We start from the raw sequence: 19,463 nt of genomic DNA, 5'->3' as shown, positions 1-19,463 counted from the left end.
AAAAGGTGCCCGGACCCCCACAAGGGGTCCGGGCACCGTGCGTTCGTGGTGCGCGGTCCGGGAGGCCCCCTGTGAGGGGGCCTCCCTTGGTGTACCGCTCAGCCCGCGGGGCGGACCCGTGCGAACTTCGCGGCCAGGACCGGGCCGAGGTGCTCCACCAGCTCATGCCCCGGCTTGCCCGGGAACGGCAGGGAGTTGAGGAACGACGTCACGATGACCTCGTCGATCTCCGGTACGCCCAGCGCGCTCTGCTCCTCAAGGAACTCCAGCGTGCTGCGCCAGTCCGGCTCGTCCTCGTTCCCGAGGAAGGAGTCCACGGTCGCCTGGGTCACGTCCCAGAAGAAGACGTGCGGCAGCACGCCGTCCTCGTTGAACACATGGCTCTCGTAGTGATCCTCGAAGGCGGGGACCCGGGCGACCAGGTCCTTCACCAGTTGTACGTCCCTCGTCATCAGCAACTCAGTCCCGGGTAGTTGTGCGCGCCTTCGTACTGGCCTTGATGGGCATCATCAATAGCATTGATGAGGCTCTTCGCGACCTGGATGTCCCTGGCGGTCCGCACCACGGTCTCCTTCTTTCCGCCCTTCGGCTTGATGACGTCCTTGGTGAGGAAGTTGTTGAGCGCGCTCCGGTACTGAGCGGTGCTGCCCAGGTGGTTCTTGCCCTCGACTCCGTCGCCGCCCAGGAACTCGTGGTTGGCCGCGGCCATCGCCGATCCGTCACCGACGAGGTTCTCGTTGCCGATGCCGTGGTAGAGCGCGTCCACCGTCTTCTGCAGTCGCGCGTTGTCCACCTGCGGGATGGACGCCGGACCGTCCTGGTTGTGGACGAGGAACCCCTCACCGCCGGCCATCACGTGGTAGGTGTGCAGGCCCTCGATGCTGAGGTCGTAGGTGATCCGGGTCGCCTTGTACGGCATGACGCCGACGATCTTCGCCGTCTCACCCGTGTCCAGCTGTAGCCGCTGACCGGTCTTGAGGTCGCCCGCCTGGGTCCAGGAGTTCCGGGTGGCCTCGTAGAACTGGTGGTGCTGCGTGGTCTGGATCGTCTTCGCGCCCGACTTGGTCGCGACCGTCACATCGACGTAGTCGCGGTCGGTCTTGGTGACGATCACTTCCTTGACGCGGTGCTTCTCCGTGCCCTTCTTGCCGGGCTCTGCCGTGAGGACGTAGTCCCCGACCTTGATCTCGGAGATCATCTTCGAGACGCCGGGGCCCACCAGCACGGGAGTCGAGCCGACGAAGCTGTGCCGGGTCGGGCAGCTGCCGCCCCGGCCCCGCGACGGCACCCCGTCGGTCTCCGCCGTGGGCTTCGGCTTGGGCCCGTACTTGCCGGCCGCGGCTCCGAAGACACCGCCGAACGCCGCACCGGCCGCGGTGGCCTTCGCCGCGCCGCTGACGCTGCAGCCCTCCTCGCTGCTGGAGCAGGAGACACCGTAGTACGCAGCGCTCTCGGCCGCCCCGGCGGCGGCTCCCGTGGCCGCGCCACGGGCCACGGCACCGACCGCGGTGCCGAGCGCCCGCCCGGCGACCGCGCCCGCGCCCGCGCCGATCAGACCGGTGGCCGCGCCGACCGCCGCGGCTCCGAGGAAGCCGCCCAGCGTGTGCGGACCATCGCTCATGGCGTAGCCAAGCGAATTGATCAGCGCTCCGGCTCCGACGGCGCAGGCGACCGCGCCGACTCCCGCCGTCAGGGCCGTGCACGCCACCGCGGCAGCGATACCGGCCACGATGGGCACGATGGTCGCCGCGTGTTGCTTCACATAGTTGGCGGTGGCCTTGACGGCCTTCTTGACCGCTCTGCCGACCTTCTTGGCGGCCTTGACCACCTTGTGGGCGACGTGCTTGACCGCCTTGGCGACCCGCTTCACCGCGTGCTTGACGGCCTTGGCGACCTTGTGGACGTAGTGCTTGACGCGCTTGTAGGTCCGCTTGACGTATCTCTTGACCTTTTTGACGGCGTCGTGCACGTAGTGCACGGCCTTGCGGACCGCGTGCTTGACCCGCTTGACCGCCTTCTTGACCGCGTGCTTGATCTTCTTCGCGGCCTTCTTGACGGCCTTGGCGACGTGCTTGACGGCCTTCTTGGTCTTGTGCCAAGCGGACTTGGCGGTGTGCTTGACCTTCTTCTTGAACTTCTTCCAGGCTCCGCCGAGGCTCCAGTGACCGGTGGGGTCGGTCATGGTCAGCGGGTTGGCGTTGGCATAGGCGAACTTGTTCGCGCCGACCGATGCCGGCAGCCCGTCCACGTCCGCCGTGTCCCGGCTGTTGAACTGGCCGGTCTGCGGCGAGTACCAGCGCGCCGCCATGTTGACCTTGGCCGTCTCCGGGTCGGTCCAGCCCGACTGGTAGCCGAGGTGGCCGGCCATCCCGGCGCTCTGCGCGACCTTGCCGAAGGGCGAGTACGAGGTCGAGCCCGCCAGCGCCTCCCCGTCGGCGGTGAACTGCCCGATGACGTCGTCGTGCAGGTCCGTCATCGCGAGCACCGACTGCGTGCCCGCCTTGACGCCGAGAAGCGTTCCGTCGGCGTTGCGGCTGTAGGTCGCGGTGCCGTCGGAGGCGACCTCGTTGCCCGCCCCGCTGTACTGGAAGGTGAACAGCGGACCGGATCCGGGATCGGACGCGGCGAGCACCCGGTCCAGGCCGTCGTAGCTGTAGGTGCGGTCCCCTTCGTTGATGACGCGGTTGAAGGCGTCCGACTTCATCACGGTCTGCTTGCCCGCGTCGTCCGTCATCGAACTCAGCGTGCCGCGAGGCGTGTAGGTGTAGCTGTTGTGCCCGTCCGAGCTGAGCTGGTTGCGGGCGTCGTAGGTGTAGGTGTCGCCGCCCACGCGCGTCCGGTTGCCGGAGGCGTCGTAGCCGTAGCTCTCCGTCGCCGTCCCGTTGTTCCAGGACGACAGGCGGTTCGCCCAGTCGTAGGTGTACGTGTTGGCGGACGCGCCCGCGACCCCGGTGGTCGTCTTGGACGTCTCGTTGCCGTTCTCGTCGTACCCGTAGCCCACCGAGGCCAGTGTCCTGCCGGTCGGGGAGGTCAGGGTGTCCGACTTGAGCTGCTCCAGGGCGTCGTAGCCGAAGGTGCGCTTGGCCTTGCCGGTGCCGTAGTCGATCGACTTGACGTTGCTGTTGACGTCGTAGCCGTAGGTCAGCGTGGAGCCGGTGGCGCCGTCGTTGACCGTGGACAGGCGTCCAGCGGTGTCGTAGCCGTACGTCGAGGTACCGGAGGCGTCCGTCCGGGAGGTGACGGCGCCGTCCCCGTTGTACGCGAAGGAGCTGGTGCCGGACGGGCCGCCGGCCGACAGCATCATGCCGCGGTCGTCGTACCCGAACGTGTCCTTCCCTGTGTCCGCGTCGGTCCCCGTCACCGAGATGACGCGGTCGTCCGAGTCGTAGGAATAAGTGTGGTCGACCGTGGCGGCCTCGGCGCCCGTACCCGTCTGACGGGTGAGCCGACCCTTGGCGTCGTACTGGTCGACGATCTTCACGCCGCCGGGCGAACGCTCCTCCACCACGTCGCCATTGGCGTTGTACACGGTGGTGAAGGTGCGGTCGGCCGGTGCCGGAGCCGCCGGTGTGGACGGCTCGATCGCCGACTCCGCCATGCCCCATGTGTTGTACGTGGTGATGAACGGGTTCCCTCGCCCGTCGGTGAACCGGGTCTGGTTGCCCGCCGTGTCGTAGCCGAACGTCGTGGTGATCGACTCCGTCGCGGAGACCGGCTGCACCGCCTTGGTCACCATGCCGGTGGCGTCCACGGTGAGCGAGGTCGTGTGTCCCCGGAAGTCGGTGAGCGTCGACGGGGCGCCCATCCGGTCATACGTGGAGCTGGTGGTCCGCAGCACCTTCCCGGTCGCGTCCAGGTCGCTCATCGAGACCAGCTGGCCGAACCCGTCATAGGTGTTCTTGGTGCTGGTCCCGTCCGGGTCGGTCGAGGTGAGCAGCTCGCCGTCCTTGTCGTACGTGAACCGCGTCGTATTGTTCGCCCCGTCCGTGCTGGACGTGACCTCGCCGAGCGCGTTGTACCCGTACGACTCGCTGACCCCCGCCGGGCTCACCGTCTTCGACAGCTGCTGCCCCGGCGCGTCGTAGTAGTTGATCGCCGTGAACGCGCGCTGGGTCGGCTGGCGGACGATGTCCGTGTTGGTGACCTCGCGGCCCAGGTAGTCGAAGGTCGACTCCTGGCGGGCGCCGTTCGGGCGGGTCGCCGAGAGCTGGTCGCCGTTGGTGTCGTAGGTGTACCTGGTGGTGTCGCCGCCCGGTTCCGTCACCGACGCGAGGTCGCCGAGCTGGGTGTACGTGTAGGACGTGCGGTTGCCCAGCGGGTCGACCTCCGCGGAGACCTGGCCGAGATGGTTGTACTCGTTCCAGGACACCGCCTTGATCGGCGTCGAGGCACCCGGCGCGGTGTAGTCGGGAAGCGTCGTGGACGCCTCCTGGCCCTCGCCGTCGTAGGCGGTGACCGTGACGTTGCCGAGCGGGTCCGAGGACTCGGTCTGCTCGCCGTACGTGTTGTAGCCCGTCAGCGAGACCGGGCGGACCGACGTAGGAGTGCCGCCGTTCTGCTCGGCGTTGACCGCGGGCTCGGTGACGCTGGTCTGCTGGCCCGACTCGTCGTAGCCGTAGTCGGTGGTCGCGCCGTTGGCGTCGGTCATCGAGACCGGCATGCCGCGCTGGTCCAGCTTCCAGCTGGTGGTGCGCACCGAACTGCCCGCCGCGGGCAGGGTCTTGCCGTACACGCCGGAGATCTGCGACGCGGTGAGCGCCTCGCCGTACACCTGGACGTCCGCGAGGGAGCCCTTGTGGTACTCGCCCTGCGTGCCGCCCGACATCCGCCGGCCGATCTGGAGCGGGCCGGTGGCCTCCCAGGAGCCGCTGTACGGGGTGGTCGCCTTCAGCGCGCCGTTGACGTAGAGGCGGATCTCGCCCGCCGTCGCGTCGTAGACACCCGTCAGATGCGTCCAGGTGTTGGCCGTCACCGCCGCCGTGCCGGAGGTGGCACGGGCCAGCGTCGGGCTCGCCACGTCGCCGGAGGTGCGGTTGAACGACCAGCCGTACGCCGTCGAGTAGTACAGCTGGAAGCCGTGGTCGGCGGTGCCGTCCTGGGAGACGAACGTGTGGTTGGCGGTGGTGTCGGCCAGCTTCACCCAGGTCGAGACGGAGAAGCTGCCGTTGGTGTTGACGGCCGGGCCGCTGCCCTGGCCGTACGCGTTGGCAGTGCCGTCGAAGACCGCGCTGCCGCCCTGCTCGGTGGAGCGGGTCACGCCGGTGCCGAAGGTGACCTTGTTGTTGCCGCCCGAGGAGTCGGCGGCGAGCGTGCCGCTGGTCTCGTTCAGCTTCCAGCGGCCGACCGGCGCGGTGGTGCCGTCGTGGACGGTGTTGCCGGTGACGTTGCCGAGCGCGTCGTAGCGCGTGTCGGTGGTGCTGGTGTCGCCGGTCGGGTCGTAGTCCGTCTCGGACACGACGTTGTCGTCGGGGTCGTAGGAGACCTTGTTGGTCCGGGCGAGCCCGCCCGGGTCCATCGTCGTCGACGTCGTACGGTCCGCCGCGTCCACCGTGAACGAGGTGGTCGTGGTGGAGTCGTTGGTCACCTGCTTGACCAGGTTCCCAGCCGCGTCATAGGTGTTCGCCTGCTCGGTGAACGCCTTGTTGTTCTGCGGGTCCCTGCGCACCACGGACGCGGACAGGCCGTCGTCGGTGTAGGTGTACTCGGTGACCCAGCCCATCGCGTCGGTGATCGACGCGAGCCGGCCCGCCGGGTCGTACGCCCGCGACTCCTGCACCAGCTTGGTGGGCGAGGACGGGCTGTTCGGGTCGCCGGTGTAGTTGAGCAGACTGGTGGTGAGCGGACGGCCCTCGGCGTCGAAGGTGTACTCGTTGACGTTCCCGACCGGGTCCGTCTCCTTGACCTTGTTGCCGTAGACGTCGTACTCGAACGCCGTGACGTCGCCGCCCGGGTCCGTCCGGGTCGCGACCCGGTTGTACGCGTCGTACGTCATCGAGGTGACCCGGGCGGTGTCGCCGCCGGTGGTGTCCGCGACCGTCTGGGACTGGACGTTGCCGTCCGGGTCGTAGACGGTCGTCGACTTCGCCTGGTGGACGGCGCCGGTGACCCGGTTGGTGACCTTGGGGCTGATCTCCGAGACGACCTGGTCGTCCTTGTCGTACGCCAGCGTGGTCGTCAGACCCGCCGGGTAGGAGTCGGAGACCTCCGTCTTGGTGATCTGGCGGCCCAGGTTGTCGTACGTGTACTTCACCGAGGCGCCGTTGGCGTCGGTGATCTGCGCCAGGTCGCCGTTCTTGAAGTAGGTGTACTTGGTGCTGCGGCCACCGGGTGTGCGCACCTCGGCGACGAGTCCGGCCGGGGCGTAGTTGGTGCCGCCCTCGGCCGCGACGGTGGTCGCGGTGGTGTACACGGTGGACGCCGTACGGCCCGCGGGCGAGCCCGGCACCGGCGGGGTGGTCACCGAAGTGACGTTTCCGCCCGTGTCATAGGTGTAGCTGGTGAGGTACGTGTTGTCCGTGGGGCCCGAGGAACGGCCGTCGCGCTCGGTGAGCACCAGGTCGTTGCGCGGGTCCATCGCCGGGAACAGCGTGGTCGCGTCCGGGTAGAACGTGTAGTACTCGGTGGCGCAGGTGTTGGCGGCCGTGTTCTGGCAGGTGGTCGTGGAGACCGTGTTGCCGCGTACGTCGTGGCCGGTCACCGAGCGGTTGCCGTTGGCGTCCGTGACGGTGTGCAGGAAGCCGGACGTGTCGTAGCCGTACGTGGCGCGCTGCCCGTTGGTGTCGGTCGCCGCGAGCAGCCGGTTGCCGAGCTCCGCGTCGTACACGTAGGTCAGCGTCTTGTCGGTCGGGTCGGTCAGCTGGACCGTGCGGACCGGGGCGGTGCCCGAGGACGCCTTGGCGGCCGCGTAGTGGCGGCCGACCTCGTCCGCGGTCAGCGGCTCCGCGTAGAAGGCGGCCTCGGCGATCGAGCCGTCGAAGTAGCTGACGTCCGAGGGCGAGCTGATCCAGCCCTTGGCGAAGCCCGCGCCGATGAAGGTGCGGGTGGTCGTCTGGTCACCGGCGGCGCCGGTGTAGTCGGCCTGCTTCTCGCCGTCCAGATAGAGCGTCTGGGTGGTGCCGGAGGCGGAGAGGACCGCGTGGTGCCAGGTGTTGTCGGTGACCGTCGACCTGGAGCCGAAGTCGGTCGTGCCGCTGCCGGTGGCGCTCCACCAGTGGCCGCGCAGCTTGCCGTCCGCGCCCACGTACATCAGCGGCGAGTAGGCGGCGCCCGCGCCCGCCGGGTCATTGGGGACCCGGGCCTGGTCGGCGGCGATCACACCGGGCTTCGCGGTGCGGAACCACAGCTCGATCGCCCGGTTGCCGGAGCGGTGCAGCGGGGCGTACGGCAGCTCGGCGAAGGAGGTGGCGCCGTCGAAGTCGACCGCCGTCGCGTCGTCGGGACCGAACGGACCCTCGGCGCCCTGGGTGACCGTGTTGTACGTGCCGAAGCCGGTGTGCACCTCGTTGGCGGCCTGCGGCGCGCCCTGGACGTCGCCGAGGCGCCAGTACCCGGAGGGGGCGGCGCCCATCACGGCCGAGCGGTAGACCTGGGAGGAGCCGGTCACGGTGGCCGGGTTGAGCTTCCAGGTGCCGCCGTCGCCGTCGACGGCCTGGGTGACCATGTCGTCGGCGGTGGAGTAGGTGACGGCGCTCTGGTTCTTGCCGTTCGGCGTGGTGATCTTGTTGAGCAGTCCGGCCGGACGGGTCGCCGCCTGGTACTGGGCGGTGATGACGTCCTGGCTCAGCGGCTCGGAGTAGATCGCCGCCTCGGCGAGCTGGCCGCTGAAGTGGCCGAGCGGGTCGGCCGCGTTCATGTTCGGCCAGCCGTCGGTGTTCACCCCGGCGCCGAGGGTGAGGTAGGGCTGCGCCCAGTCGTTGATGGTGCCGGCCTTGGTGCCCTGGGCGACGCCGTCGAGGTAGAGCGACATGGTGGTGGCGGCGCCGGTGAGGACGGCCTGGTGCCACTTGTTGTCGTTGACGGCGGCGGTGGAGACGATCGTGGTGTTGCAGCCGGGCGACGAGGCGAAGCAGCCGTGCAGCTTGCCGTCGGTGCCGACGTAGACCGCCGGGGTGTTGTGGGTCGTGGTGCCCACCGGGTCCGGGTCGCTCAGCGGCTTGTCGCCGTAGTAGAAGAGGACACCGCCCGCCTGGGAGGTCTTGAACCAGAGCGAGACCGTCGCGTACGAGGGGGTCGCGCCGGGGGCGCTGGGTATCTCCACGTAACTGCTGGTGCCGTTGAACGTGGCGGCCGGCTGGGTGGACCCGGCGAGCACGCCCGTGCCACCGGTGGTCACGTTGTGGTAGATGCCGTTGTACTTGCCCTGGTTGAGGTCGACCGCGTCCTTGGCGACGCCGTCACCGGCCGCCTCGCCGAGCCGCCAGTACGCGAACGGGTCCTCGTCCAGGACCGTGGTGCGGTAGTGGTTGCCGGTGGCGTACCCGTAGGTGACGCACTTGGACCAGTCGGCGGGCGGGCAGACCTTGGTGAGCTGGTCACCGGTGTAGCTGTACTGCCAGGTCTGCGCGGTGGCCGGGTCGCCCGCCGTCGACGGGTCGGTGGCGACCGTGTTGACGTGCGCGGCGGTGGCGCCCGCGGGGGTCTGCCAGCTGAGGGTCAGCGAACGGTTGGACGTGGTGTTCGTGATCTTGGTCAGCTGGCTGCCGGTGTAGTAGAACGTTTCCCCGCGGTTGGCGAAGTCCGTGATGGTCTTGATCGCGTAGACCCCGGCCTTCGCCGTGGTCTGGGTGAAGCTGTAGGTGGTGAAGTCCTTGTCGACCAGCGTGTAGCCGCCGGTGACCGCCTGGAAGCGGGCGTACCGGCCCAGCGGCGGGACGAAGGTGCCGTCGCTGTTGCGGCCGAAGGCGACCTGCTCACCGCCGGGGTAGGTGATGACCACGCTGGTGACCGCGCCGGAGCTGTCCTTGACCTCGGCGGCCTTCATGTCCGCGATGGTCGCCCAGCCCGCGCCGAACGCGCTGTCCCGGCGCGGGTCGAGGCTGTTGTAGGAGCGCTCGATGGAGAGCGAGGGCCCGGTGACCTCGACGTCCGCGTCGGTGTCGTCGGTGGTGTAGTTGCCGTCGCTGGGGTCGAACTCGTGGCCGTCGGTGTTCTGGGAGAGCCCCGAGGTCACCGGCGGCTGCGGCACGGCGGTGGTGAACCGGCTGTCGTACGACACCGAGTTGGTGCCGTCGCTGACGGTGGCGAACCAGAGGTAGTTCTTGCTCCACTTCAGCTTGCCCGCCGGGATCGCCCAGGCGCCCTTGGTCAGGGTGCCGGAGCTGACCACCGGGGTCTGGCTGGTGGAGTCGGCGTCGAAGACGTCGAAGGAGTACGAGAGCGCGCTCGGCCCGTGGTCGGCGTCGCTGGCGTACACCGTGAGCTCCGGGCTCAGGGTGTTGGCCTGGAAGTTCTCCGGCGGGTACTGGGCGTTGACCTGCGGGGCCACATTGGCCGTGTAGGTGAGGTCGAGCGCCGGGCGGAAGCCCGCGGTGGTGGAGTTGTCCGAGTGGAACTTCTTCCAGTGCAGCATGTCACTGGTGATCGCGGTCATCGCGAGGCCGTAGTTGGCGCCGCCGCCCGCGACCGTGTTGAACCAGCCGGTGTTGAGCGGGACGGGCATCTTCACGCCGACGCTCGTGGAGCTGGAGGAGTTGGTGCAGGACGCGCCGGGCGCCGGCGTCGCCGAGCCGATCGCCGCGCCGTAGGTGGGGCCGGGGTAGCTGGTGACCGTGGAGGGCGTCCAGGCCTTGGTGACCGGGTGGACGTTGAACGGCTCGGCGGTGCAGGTCGAGGACCAGACCGCGTAGACGTTCAGGGTCGCCGCGGTGACCTTCTGGCCGGCCAGTGTGGTGCCGAGCGAGGAGAACTGCAGGAACGAGTTCGCCTTGTTGGTGCCGGAGTCGTACGACCCCACCTTGATCATGTTCTCGGTGGAGTGGTCCCCGCCGATGGTGTTCTGGGTGTACGTCGAGTTGCTGGCCGTCACCGTCGGGTCGACGGTGACCGGGAAGACCCGCTTCGGGTCGTCCAGCCAGGCCCGGTCGGCGGTCATCCGCAGCGCGGGGGCGCCGTCCAGGGTGGTGAGCTCATAGGTGACCGCGCGGGACTGGGCGGCGTCGCCCGAGCGCGGGTCGATCTTCGAGTCCTCCATGAAGGCGTGCGGGACGGTCGCGGTCACCTTGCCGTCGGCGTCGGTGAACACCACGTCGCCGTTGGCCGCGATCTCCGGGGTGAGCCCCTTCGCCTTCAGCGGGAAGAGCCAGGTGCTGGGCGCCGCCTTGGAGCGCAGGACGATGCGCTCCTTGAAGCCCTCGGTCAGCGGCGACAGCTTGAGGTCGGTGTCCTGGAGAACGTTGTCGTACGTGGCCGTGGAGTCGCCGTCGACCACCGGCTCGCTCCTGGCGGCGCCGTGCAGCCCGTACGAGAGTGCCCGCCCGGAGCCGAAGTCGACCGAGGCGAGGTCGGGGGTGACCGCGTCGGGGGCGAAGGCGACGCCGAGCGAGTTGGCGTTCTCGACGAGGCGGCCGCCCTTCTCCTCGCGCAGCTTGGTGTCGATCTGCTTCCAGCTGCCGTCGGCGCCCTTGAAGTTGGAGCGGCCGGTGTAGTGGCGCACCGTCGTGGAGCCGTCGGCGTTGGTGTAGAAGTCCGAGGTCGCCGTCGACTTCTCGGCGTCGCGCCGGCTGGTGCGCGCGTCGAAGCTCTTGGCGTTCCCGGCCGCCTTGCCGGTCTTCACCGGCTCGGCCTTGTCCCGCGGCCGCTCGTACGCGCCGAGCTCGCCCTTGCCCTTGCCGGGCCGGTGGCCGTTGCCGCCCTTGGCCCGGGTCTGCTTGGCGGCGGCGGTGTGGCTCTTGCCGCGCGCGGTGCCGCCCTGCTGGTCCGGGGTGTCGAGCGGGGACTTGTTGGCCCACTCCCACAGACCCGACAGGGACCACTTGGGCATGGACAGACGGGGCAGCGTGGCCCCGGTGGCTTCCGCGGTCTCCGTCGTCAGCATGAAGGAGAAAGCCAGCAGGACCAGGAGGGCGATCCTCCTGGTCCTGCGGCGCCCGGTTCTACCGGGTGGAAAGAGAAGACGGGACGTTCGGGCCCATCGAGCACGCATTGAGACAGCCTTTACTTACGCGAGGCTTACAGAAGACAAAGCCTGGCGATCGTGCCCCACGCGTTTACGGAGGTTGCTTCCACCCCATGATCCTTTGACGTTTCTTTGCCATGTCCTTGCGGTGCGGAACAATAAATTCCGGGCTATCCGGGTGTATTGGCTTCCTGCTCGACGGCCCGGGCGACATCCGCCCGCACTCCGTCACCCGGCTTCACGGCCGTCACATTGGCCGCCTCGGCCTCTGAACCGACCACCACGAAACGCACCTTGGGGTGGGCCTTCGCCGCCGCCTCGGCCGCCGCCACCGGAGCCTTGCCGACCGCCACGACCACGTCGCAGGAGCGCTGGAGGAGGCTGTTGACGAACGGGGTGGCGTTGGCGGCGGTCTGCTCGCCCGTCACCGGGACGAAGTTGACGCGCGCGCGGGTGGCCTTCGAGGCGTCCTGCATCCCCGCCCACACCGGCGCGCCCTCCGTGCCCTCGGTGACGCCCTTGTCCCCGGTCAGCAGACAGGCGTCGACGTTCTTGTACTGGCGGGCCCGCGGGTCCGGCGGCCCCGGCTTGTCGTCCCCGCCCAGCACCGGGATGAGCACCGCGGCGACCGCGACGGCCGCCGCCGCGCCGGCGGCGATCCAGATCCGGCGCCGGTGCACCCGCGCCAGCGCCGTGAGCCGGGCGAACCGCACCCGGTAGCGCGCGTATCTGTCCTGCTTTTCCTGCTCCTCCCGGGCGGCCTTCGCCGCCTGGGCCTTACGTACCTGCTTGACTTGCTTCACTGCTGTTCACCTTGCACTTGCGGTCCGTTGTACCCCTTTGCCCCGTCTGTACTGCTGGGGGTCCGGGGGTCGCCCCCCGGGAGATTGCAGTACGCGCTCTTGCCGTTCTCGTTCGGGGACCGCCGGGCCGCCGGCCACGCCTTCCAGGCGTGCGCGGCCGCCCCGGCCGTCGACAGCCCGATGAGCAGCACGTCGGCCGCGAACTTCATACCGTGCGTGGTGTCCGGGGTGGTGGCCAGCTGGAGCACCCAGGACACCCACACCGCGCAGAAGACCGCGAAGGCGACCCAGTCCGCGCTCCGGTGCCGCTTGATGGCGATCACCAGCGACGGCACCGGGCACAGCAGCCCCAGAGTCGCGAAGGGCAGCAGTGCGAGGCCCGTGCGCGCCACCCGGGTCCCATACGGATGTATGGGACGGGCGGCGACATTCTCGGCAGGGTTCACAATCGGACCTCGCAGTTCCGTACGGGGTGCATGGCAGCGGCCGACGTACGGTACAACCCATCGGCCCTCAGCGCATCAGCACCCCCGCCCCCTCCCCCGTCGCCTCGGTCGGCAGCGCGACCAGGCCGAGATCGGCGCCGTCGGCCAGGAGCCGGTGGGCCGGCAGGACGCGGACCGTGTAGCCGTAGGGGCCGGTCCGGTCCAGGGCGAGCGGGCCCTCGTACACCCAGCGCCCCTCCAGGTCCGGGCCGCCCGCGGGCTTCAGGGCGACCGTACGGGCCTCCGCGAGCGTGTCGGCGGCGTCCACCCGCCCGGCGACCGCCTGCACCTCCACATCGTCCGGCTGGAGCCCGCCGAGCCCGGCCCGCACCCGCAGGGAGAGCGTGGAGCCGAGCTCCGCGTGACCGTTCGGCGCCGTCGCGGCCACCGCCTCCACATGGTCGACGGTCACCTGCGGCCAGGCCGCCCGCACCCGGGCCTTCCAGGCCGCCAGCTCCCGGGCCGTGTCCGGACCGAGGTCGCGGTGGGCGTGGGCGGCGGGCGCGTACAGCCGCTCCACGTACTCGCGCACCATCCGCCCCGCCAGCACCTTCGGGCCGAGCGAGGCCAGGGTCTCGCGGACCATCTCGATCCAGCGGCCGGGCAGCCCGCCCGCGCCCCGGTCGTAGAAGCGCGGCGCCACCCGGTCCTCGATCAGGTCGTACAGGGCGGTCGACTCCAGCTGGTCCCTGCGGTCCTCGTCGGTGGCGGAGCCGTCGGCGGTCGGGATGGCCCAGCCGAAGTCCGGCTCGAACCACTCGTCCCACCAGCCGTCCAGGACCGACAGGTTGAGGCACCCGTTCAGCGCGGCCTTCATCCCGCTGGTCCCGCACGCCTCAAGCGGCCGCAGCGGGTTGTTGAGCCACACGTCGCAGCCCGGGTAGAGCTTCTTGGCCATCGCCATCCCGTAGTCGGGCAGGAAGACGATGCGGTGGCGCACCCGGGGGTCGTCGGCGAACCGCACCAGCTCCTGGACGAGGCGCTTGCCGCTGTCGTCGGCGGGGTGCGCCTTGCCCGCCACCACGATCTGCACCGGCCGGGTCGGATGGAGCAGCAGCTCCATCAGCCGGTCCCGGTCGCGGAGCATCAGGGTCAGCCGCTTGTACGAGGGGACGCGGCGGGCGAAGCCGATGGTGAGGACGTCGGGGTCGAGCACCCCGTCCACCCAGCCGAGCTCGGCCGTGCCGGCCCCGCGGGTGCGCCACGACGCGTACAGCCGCTCGCGCACTTCGAGGACCAGCTGTTCGCGCAGCTCTCGCCGGAGCTCCCAGATCTCCGTGTCGGAGATGTCGGCGACCGCGTCCCAGCGCGGCGAGCCGCCCACGGTCAGCGCGTCCTCGGCGCGCCCGGCACCGATCTGCCTGGCGCCGAGCCGGAACACCTCGGGCGCCACCCAGGTCGGCGCGTGCACCCCGTTGGTGACGGAGGTGATCGGCACCTCCGAGGGGTCGAACCCGGGCCACAGGCCCGCGAACATCCCCCGGCTGACCTCGCCGTGCAGGGTGGAGACGCCGTTGGCGCGCTGGGCCAGGCGCAGCCCCATCACGGCCATGTTGAAGAGGTTGGGCTCGCCGCCGGGGTAGGTCTCCATGCCGAGCTGGAGGATCTTCGAGACGTCGACGCCCGGCAGTTCGCCGTCGTCGCCGAGGTGGTGGGCGACCAGCTCGCGGTCGAAGCGGTCGATCCCGGCGGGGACCGGGGTGTGGGTGGTGAAGACGGTCCCGGCCCGCACCGACTCCAGGGCCGCGTCGAACTCCAGCCCCTCACCGGCCAGTTCGCGGATGCGTTCCAGACCGAGGAAGCCCGCGTGGCCCTCGTTGGTGTGGAAGACCTCGGGGGCGGGGTGCCCGGTGATCCGGCAGTACGCGCGCACCGCCCGCACCCCGCCGATGCCGAGCAGCATCTCCTGGAGCAGCCGGTGCTCGCTGCCGCCCCCGTACAGCCGGTCGGTGACGTCGCGTTCGCCCGGGCCGTTCCCCTCCACGTCCGAGTCGAGCATCAGCAGCGGGACCCGGCCGACCCGGGCGATCCAGACCACCGCGTGCAGCGCGCGGCCGCCGGGCAGGTGCAGCGAGATCCGGGCGGGCTCGCCGTCGGCCTCCCTCAGCAGCGCGAGCGGCAGCTCATTGGGGTCGAGCACGGGATAGTGCTCCTGCTGCCAGCCGTCGCGCGAGAGCGACTGGCGGAAGTAGCCGTGCCGGTAGAGGAGCCCGACGCCGATCAGTGGCACGCCGAGGTCGCTCGCGGACTTCAGATGGTCGCCGGCCAGGATGCCGAGCCCGCCCGAGTACTGCGGCAGGGCGGCGGTGATCCCGAACTCCGGCGAGAAGTAGGCGATGGCGTGCGGCAGCCCCTCGGGCTGCTGCTGGTACCACCGCCGCCCGCCCAGATAGTCGGCGAGGTCGTCGGCGCAGGCGGTCAGGGAACGGACGAAACGGCGGTCCTCGGCCAGCGCGGCGAGCCGGGCGGCGGAGACGGACCCCAGCAGGCGCACGGGATCCTCTCCGGCCGCCCGCCATCCCTCGGGGTCGACGGACTGGAAGAGTTCGCGGGTCTCGGGATGCCAGGACCAGCGCAGATTGCGGGCCAGTTCACTCAGCGGCCGCAGGGGCTCGGGGAGGACGGGGCGGACGGTGAATCGACGGATTGCCTTCACGTGTTCCACCTTCGCAGGGGATGTACGCAACAGGGTGGACGTACAGCTCTGTTCGACTGTCCTTCACCCTCGAAGGTAGTGGGCGGACGCCCCGCGCTACCACGGCGCACGGAAGCGACCGCCCCCGGCGTGCGCCCTTGTGGGCGTCCCCCGGGGGCGGGAGGCTGCGAAGGGCGCCGGCCGGCCGAGGCCGGGGAGGGGGACCGCGGCATGGGAGCGACACGATCTGTTCGCCCCGGGTGTGGGCGCCGCCTCGGCGTGGAACACGGACGACGGGCACCCGGCGGCGGATCCGGCCGGGACGGGCGCGGACCTGACCGTGCGGGCCGCCACCGGGAGGATCATCCGTACCGGGCCAACTGAACTTGTGGGTAGGCAAATTCTGGTGCGGTCCCGCCGAAAGACGGGGCCGTTTCCTTGTCTGAGCCGTTACGCCCAGGTAGTTAACAAACCACCGGAATGCCCACTCGGAGCCTGTGGAAGGCTCCATCGGTAGGACGCCGTCTGTGCAACCGCTAACCGCCACCCGAGTGAACGCGGACAGGAGCGGCCATGCCCGCAGCCCGTCAAACGCCAACGGAGCAGTTACAAAGAGCAGACTCCGCCACGCCCCGCACCCACCAGCCACCAGGTGATCCCGTGAATCTGCCCATCGGCCGTATCCCCGTCCTGGACGTCCGCCCCGCCGTCGACTGCGGCAGAAGGCCGGCGAAGGCGGTGGCGGGCGAGACCTTCATGGTCACCGCCACCGTCTTCCGCGAAGGCCATGACTCGGTGGCCGCCAATGTGGTCCTGCGCGACCCGCGCGGGCGGCCCGGGCCGTGGACGCCGATGCGCGAGCTGGCGCCCGGCAGCGACCGCTGGGGCGCCGAGGTCACTCCGGCGGCCGAAGGGCGCTGGTCGTATACGGTCGAGGCGTGGAGCGACCCGGTGGCCACCTGGCGCCGGCACGCCGGGATCAAGATCCCGGCGGGTCTGGACACCGAGCTCGCCCTCGCGGAGGGCGCGGCGCTGTACGAGCGGGCCGCGCGCGGGGTGCCGAAGACCAAGGGCCGCGAGGCGGTGCTCGCCGCGGTGGACGCGCTGCGCGACGGCTCCCGCCCGCCGGCCGCCCGGCTGGCCGCGGCCCTGACCCCCGGGGCCGACGCGGCCCTCGCCCGGTACCCGCTGCGCGAACTGCTCAGCGCCTCGGAGTCGCTGCCGCTCCTGGTCGAGCGTGAGCGGGCGCTCTTCGGTTCCTGGTACGAGCTGTTCCCGCGCTCCGAGGGTGCGGTGGTGCAGGCCGGGAAGCCGCCGGTGAGCGGCACGTTCCGGACCGCCGCCGAGCGGCTGCCCGCGGTCGCCGCGATGGGTTTCGACGTGGTCTATCTGCCGCCCGTGCACCCCATCGGCACCACGTTCCGCAAGGGCCCCAACAACAGTCTGTCGGCCGCGCCCGGCGACGTGGGCGTGCCCTGGGCCATCGGCTCGCCGGACGGCGGGCACGACGCGATCCACCCCGACCTCGGCACCCTCGACGACTTCGACGACTTCGTACGCACGGCCCGCGATCTGCGCATGGAGGTCGCCCTCGACTTCGCGCTCCAGTGCTCACCGGACCACCCCTGGGTGGACAAGCACCCCGACTGGTTCCACCACCGGGCCGACGGCACCATCGCGTACGCCGAGAACCCGCCCAAGAAGTACCAGGACATCTACCCGCTCGCCTTCGACCGGGACATGCCGGGCCTGGTCGCCGAGACCGTGCGGCTCCTGCGGTTCTGGATGGACCACGGGGTGCGGATCTTCCGCGTCGACAACCCGCACACCAAGCCGGCGGTGTTCTGGGAGCAGGTGCTCGCCGAGGTCAACGGGACCGACCCGGACGTGGTGTTCCTGGCCGAGGCGTTCACCCGGCCCGCGATGATGCACACACTGGCCCGGATCGGCTTCCAGCAGTCGTACACGTACTTCACCTGGCGCACCACCAAGCAGGAGCTGACCGACTACCTCACCGAGCTGACCGGCGAGGCGGCCGCGTACATGCGCCCCAACTTCTTCGTGAACACGCCGGACATCCTGCACGCCTACCTCCAGCACGGCGGCCGCCCCGCCTTCGAGGTGCGCGCGGTGCTCGCCGCGACGCTCTCGCCCAGCTGGGGTGTGTACGCGGGCTACGAGCTCTGCGAGAACACGGCGCTGCACGGCGGCAGTGAGGAGTACCTGAACTCGGAGAAGTACGAGCTGCGGCCCCGGGACTGGGAGGCGGCCGAGCGCGAGGGCCGCTCGCTGGCCCCGCTGCTGACCTCGCTCAACCGGATCCGCCGCCGCCACCCGGCGCTGCGGCAGCTGCGCTCGCTGCGCTTCCACCACACCGACAACGACGCGGTGCTCGCGTACAGCAAGCGCTCGGGGTCGAACACCGTTCTGGTGGTCGCCAACCTCGACCCCCACCACACCCAGGAGGCCACGGTCTCGTTGGACATGCCGGAACTCGGCCTTTCGTGGCACGAGTCCGTCCCGGTGCGCGACGAGCTCACCGGTGAGACCTACCACTGGGGCAGGACCAACTACGTGCGCCTAGAGCCGGGCCGCGCGCCCGCGCACGTGCTGGTCCTGCGACCGTCCCCGCCGATCGGAGGGTCACCCACACCATGATCGTCAACGAGCCCGTCCACGACACCTTCGAGGACACTCCCGCCAAGGACCGCGACCCCGAATGGTTCAAGCGGGCCGTCTTCTACGAGGTGCTCGTGCGGTCCTTCCAGGACAGCAACGGCGACGGCGTAGGGGATCTGAAGGGCATCACCGCCAAACTCGACTACCTGCAGTGGCTGGGGGTGGACTGCCTCTGGCTGCCGCCCTTCTTCAAGTCCCCGCTGCGGGACGGCGGTTACGACGTCTCGGACTACACCGCGGTGCTCCCGGAGTTCGGCGACCTCGCCGACTTCGTGGAGTTCGTGGACGCCGCCCACCAGCGCGGCATGCGCGTGATCATCGACTTCGTGATGAACCACACCAGCGACCAGCACCCGTGGTTCCAGGAGTCGCGCAAGGACCCCGCGGGCCCGTACGGCGACTACTACGTCTGGGCCGACAACGACAAGCAGTTCCAGGACGCCCGGATCATCTTCGTCGACACCGAGACCTCCAACTGGACCTTCGACCCCATCCGCAAGCAGTACTACTGGCACCGCTTCTTCTCCCACCAGCCCGACCTCAACTACGAGAACCCGGCCGTCCAGGACGAGATCCTGGCCGCGCTGCGGTTCTGGCTGGACCTGGGAATCGACGGCTTCCGCCTGGACGCCGTCCCGTACCTCTACCAGGAGGAGGGCACCAACTGCGAGAACCTGCCCGCCACCCATGAGTTCCTCAAGCGGGTGCGCGCCGAGATCGACGCGAGCTACCCGGACACCGTGCTGCTCGCCGAGGCCAACCAGTGGCCGGAGGACGTCGTCGACTACTTCGGCGACTACGCGGCGGGCGGCGACGAGTGCCACATGGCGTTCCACTTCCCCGTGATGCCGCGCATCTTCATGGCCGTGCGCCGAGAGAGCCGTTACCCGGTCTCCGAGGTGCTCGCCAAGACCCCGGCCATCCCCAAGACCTGCCAGTGGGGCATCTTCCTGCGCAACCACGACGAGCTGACCCTCGAAATGGTCACGGACGAAGAGCGCGACTACATGTACGCGGAATACGCCAAGGACCCCCGGATGCGCGCCAACATCGGCATCCGGCGCCGGCTCGCCTCCCTGCTGGACAACGACCGCAACCAGATCGAGCTGTTCACCGCCCTGCTGTTCTCGCTGCCCGGCTCGCCGATCCTCTACTACGGGGACGAGATCGGGATGGGCGACAACATCTGGCTGGGCGACCGGGACGCGGTGCGCACCCCCATGCAGTGGACGCCCGACCGCAACGCGGGCTTCTCGTCCTGTGATCCGGGACGGCTGTTCCTGCCCACCATCATGGACCCGGTCTACGGCTACCAGGTGACCAACGTCGAGGCCGCCATGGCCTCGCCGTCGTCGCTGCTTCACTGGACCCGGCGGATGATCGAGATCCGCAAGCAGAACCCGGCCTTCGGACTCGGCTCGTACACCGAACTCCAGTCCTCGAACCCGGCGGTCCTCGCGTTCCTCCGGGAGGACAAGGACGACCTGGTGCTCTGCGTGAACAACTTCTCGCGGTTCGCCCAGCCCACCGAGCTCGATCTGCGGGCCTTCGCCGGACGCCATCCGGTGGAGCTGATCGGCGGGGTGCGCTTCCCGGCCATCGGCCAGTGGCCGTACTTGCTGACCCTGGCGGGTCACGGCTTCTACTGGTTCCGGCTGCGCAAGGACTGCATCGTGATCGGCTAGTTCCACCCCGCCGAGGGGTGCCTCCGGGCGGCCCCGGGCGGGCCGGTTTCCTCCGGCCCGCCC

At 70.0% G+C, this 19,463-nt stretch carries 7 protein-coding genes; 2 read left to right on the top strand and 5 right to left on the bottom strand.

Going from position 1 to position 19,463, the window contains the following annotated elements:
• Positions 1-98 precede the first annotated feature (98 nt).
• From ACFWA7_RS09375 to glgP, 5 genes are all read right to left on the bottom strand, one after another.
• The gene (locus tag ACFWA7_RS09375; protein WP_385536568.1) at positions 99-452 is read right to left on the bottom strand and encodes a hypothetical protein; all 354 of its coding nucleotides are present in this window, start codon (positions 450-452) and stop codon (positions 99-101) included.
• Complete coding sequence (locus tag ACFWA7_RS09370) at positions 452-11,032, bottom strand: LamG-like jellyroll fold domain-containing protein (RefSeq protein WP_385821985.1); 10,581 nt, start codon at positions 11,030-11,032, stop codon at positions 452-454. Before ACFWA7_RS09370 ends, ACFWA7_RS09375 begins: the two co-directional genes overlap by 1 nt.
• A 251-nt stretch (positions 11,033-11,283) precedes the next feature.
• Positions 11,284-11,916, bottom strand: a complete 633-nt coding sequence (locus tag ACFWA7_RS09365) for a BMP family ABC transporter substrate-binding protein (RefSeq protein WP_385821983.1) — start codon at positions 11,914-11,916, stop codon at positions 11,284-11,286.
• A complete protein-coding gene (locus ACFWA7_RS09360) occupies positions 11,913-12,308 on the bottom strand; it encodes a hypothetical protein (RefSeq protein WP_385821981.1) in 396 nt (131 codons plus the stop codon). The genes ACFWA7_RS09365 and ACFWA7_RS09360 overlap by 4 nt, the downstream gene beginning before the upstream one ends.
• 121 nt (positions 12,309-12,429) lie before the next feature.
• On the bottom strand, positions 12,430-15,057 hold the full coding sequence (glgP, locus tag ACFWA7_RS09355; RefSeq protein ID WP_385536575.1) for an alpha-glucan family phosphorylase: 2,628 nt from the start codon (positions 15,055-15,057) through the stop codon (positions 12,430-12,432).
• Between the two features lie 552 nt (positions 15,058-15,609).
• Here glgP and ACFWA7_RS09350 point away from each other — a divergent pair.
• Complete coding sequence (locus ACFWA7_RS09350) at positions 15,610-17,694, top strand: alpha-1,4-glucan--maltose-1-phosphate maltosyltransferase (protein ID WP_385821978.1); 2,085 nt, start codon at positions 15,610-15,612, stop codon at positions 17,692-17,694.
• Positions 17,691-19,400 carry a maltose alpha-D-glucosyltransferase gene (treS, locus tag ACFWA7_RS09345; RefSeq protein WP_385536579.1) on the top strand — a complete coding sequence of 570 codons (1,710 nt, stop codon included), beginning with the start codon at positions 17,691-17,693 and terminating at the stop codon, positions 19,398-19,400. The genes ACFWA7_RS09350 and treS overlap by 4 nt, the downstream gene beginning before the upstream one ends.
• The last annotated feature ends 63 nt before the right edge of the window (positions 19,401-19,463 follow it).

This window comes from Streptomyces sp. NPDC059994, from assembly GCF_042737755.1.
Lineage (GTDB): Bacteria > Actinomycetota > Actinomycetes > Streptomycetales > Streptomycetaceae > Streptomyces.
This window is presented reverse-complemented; position numbering and strand designations above follow the sequence as displayed.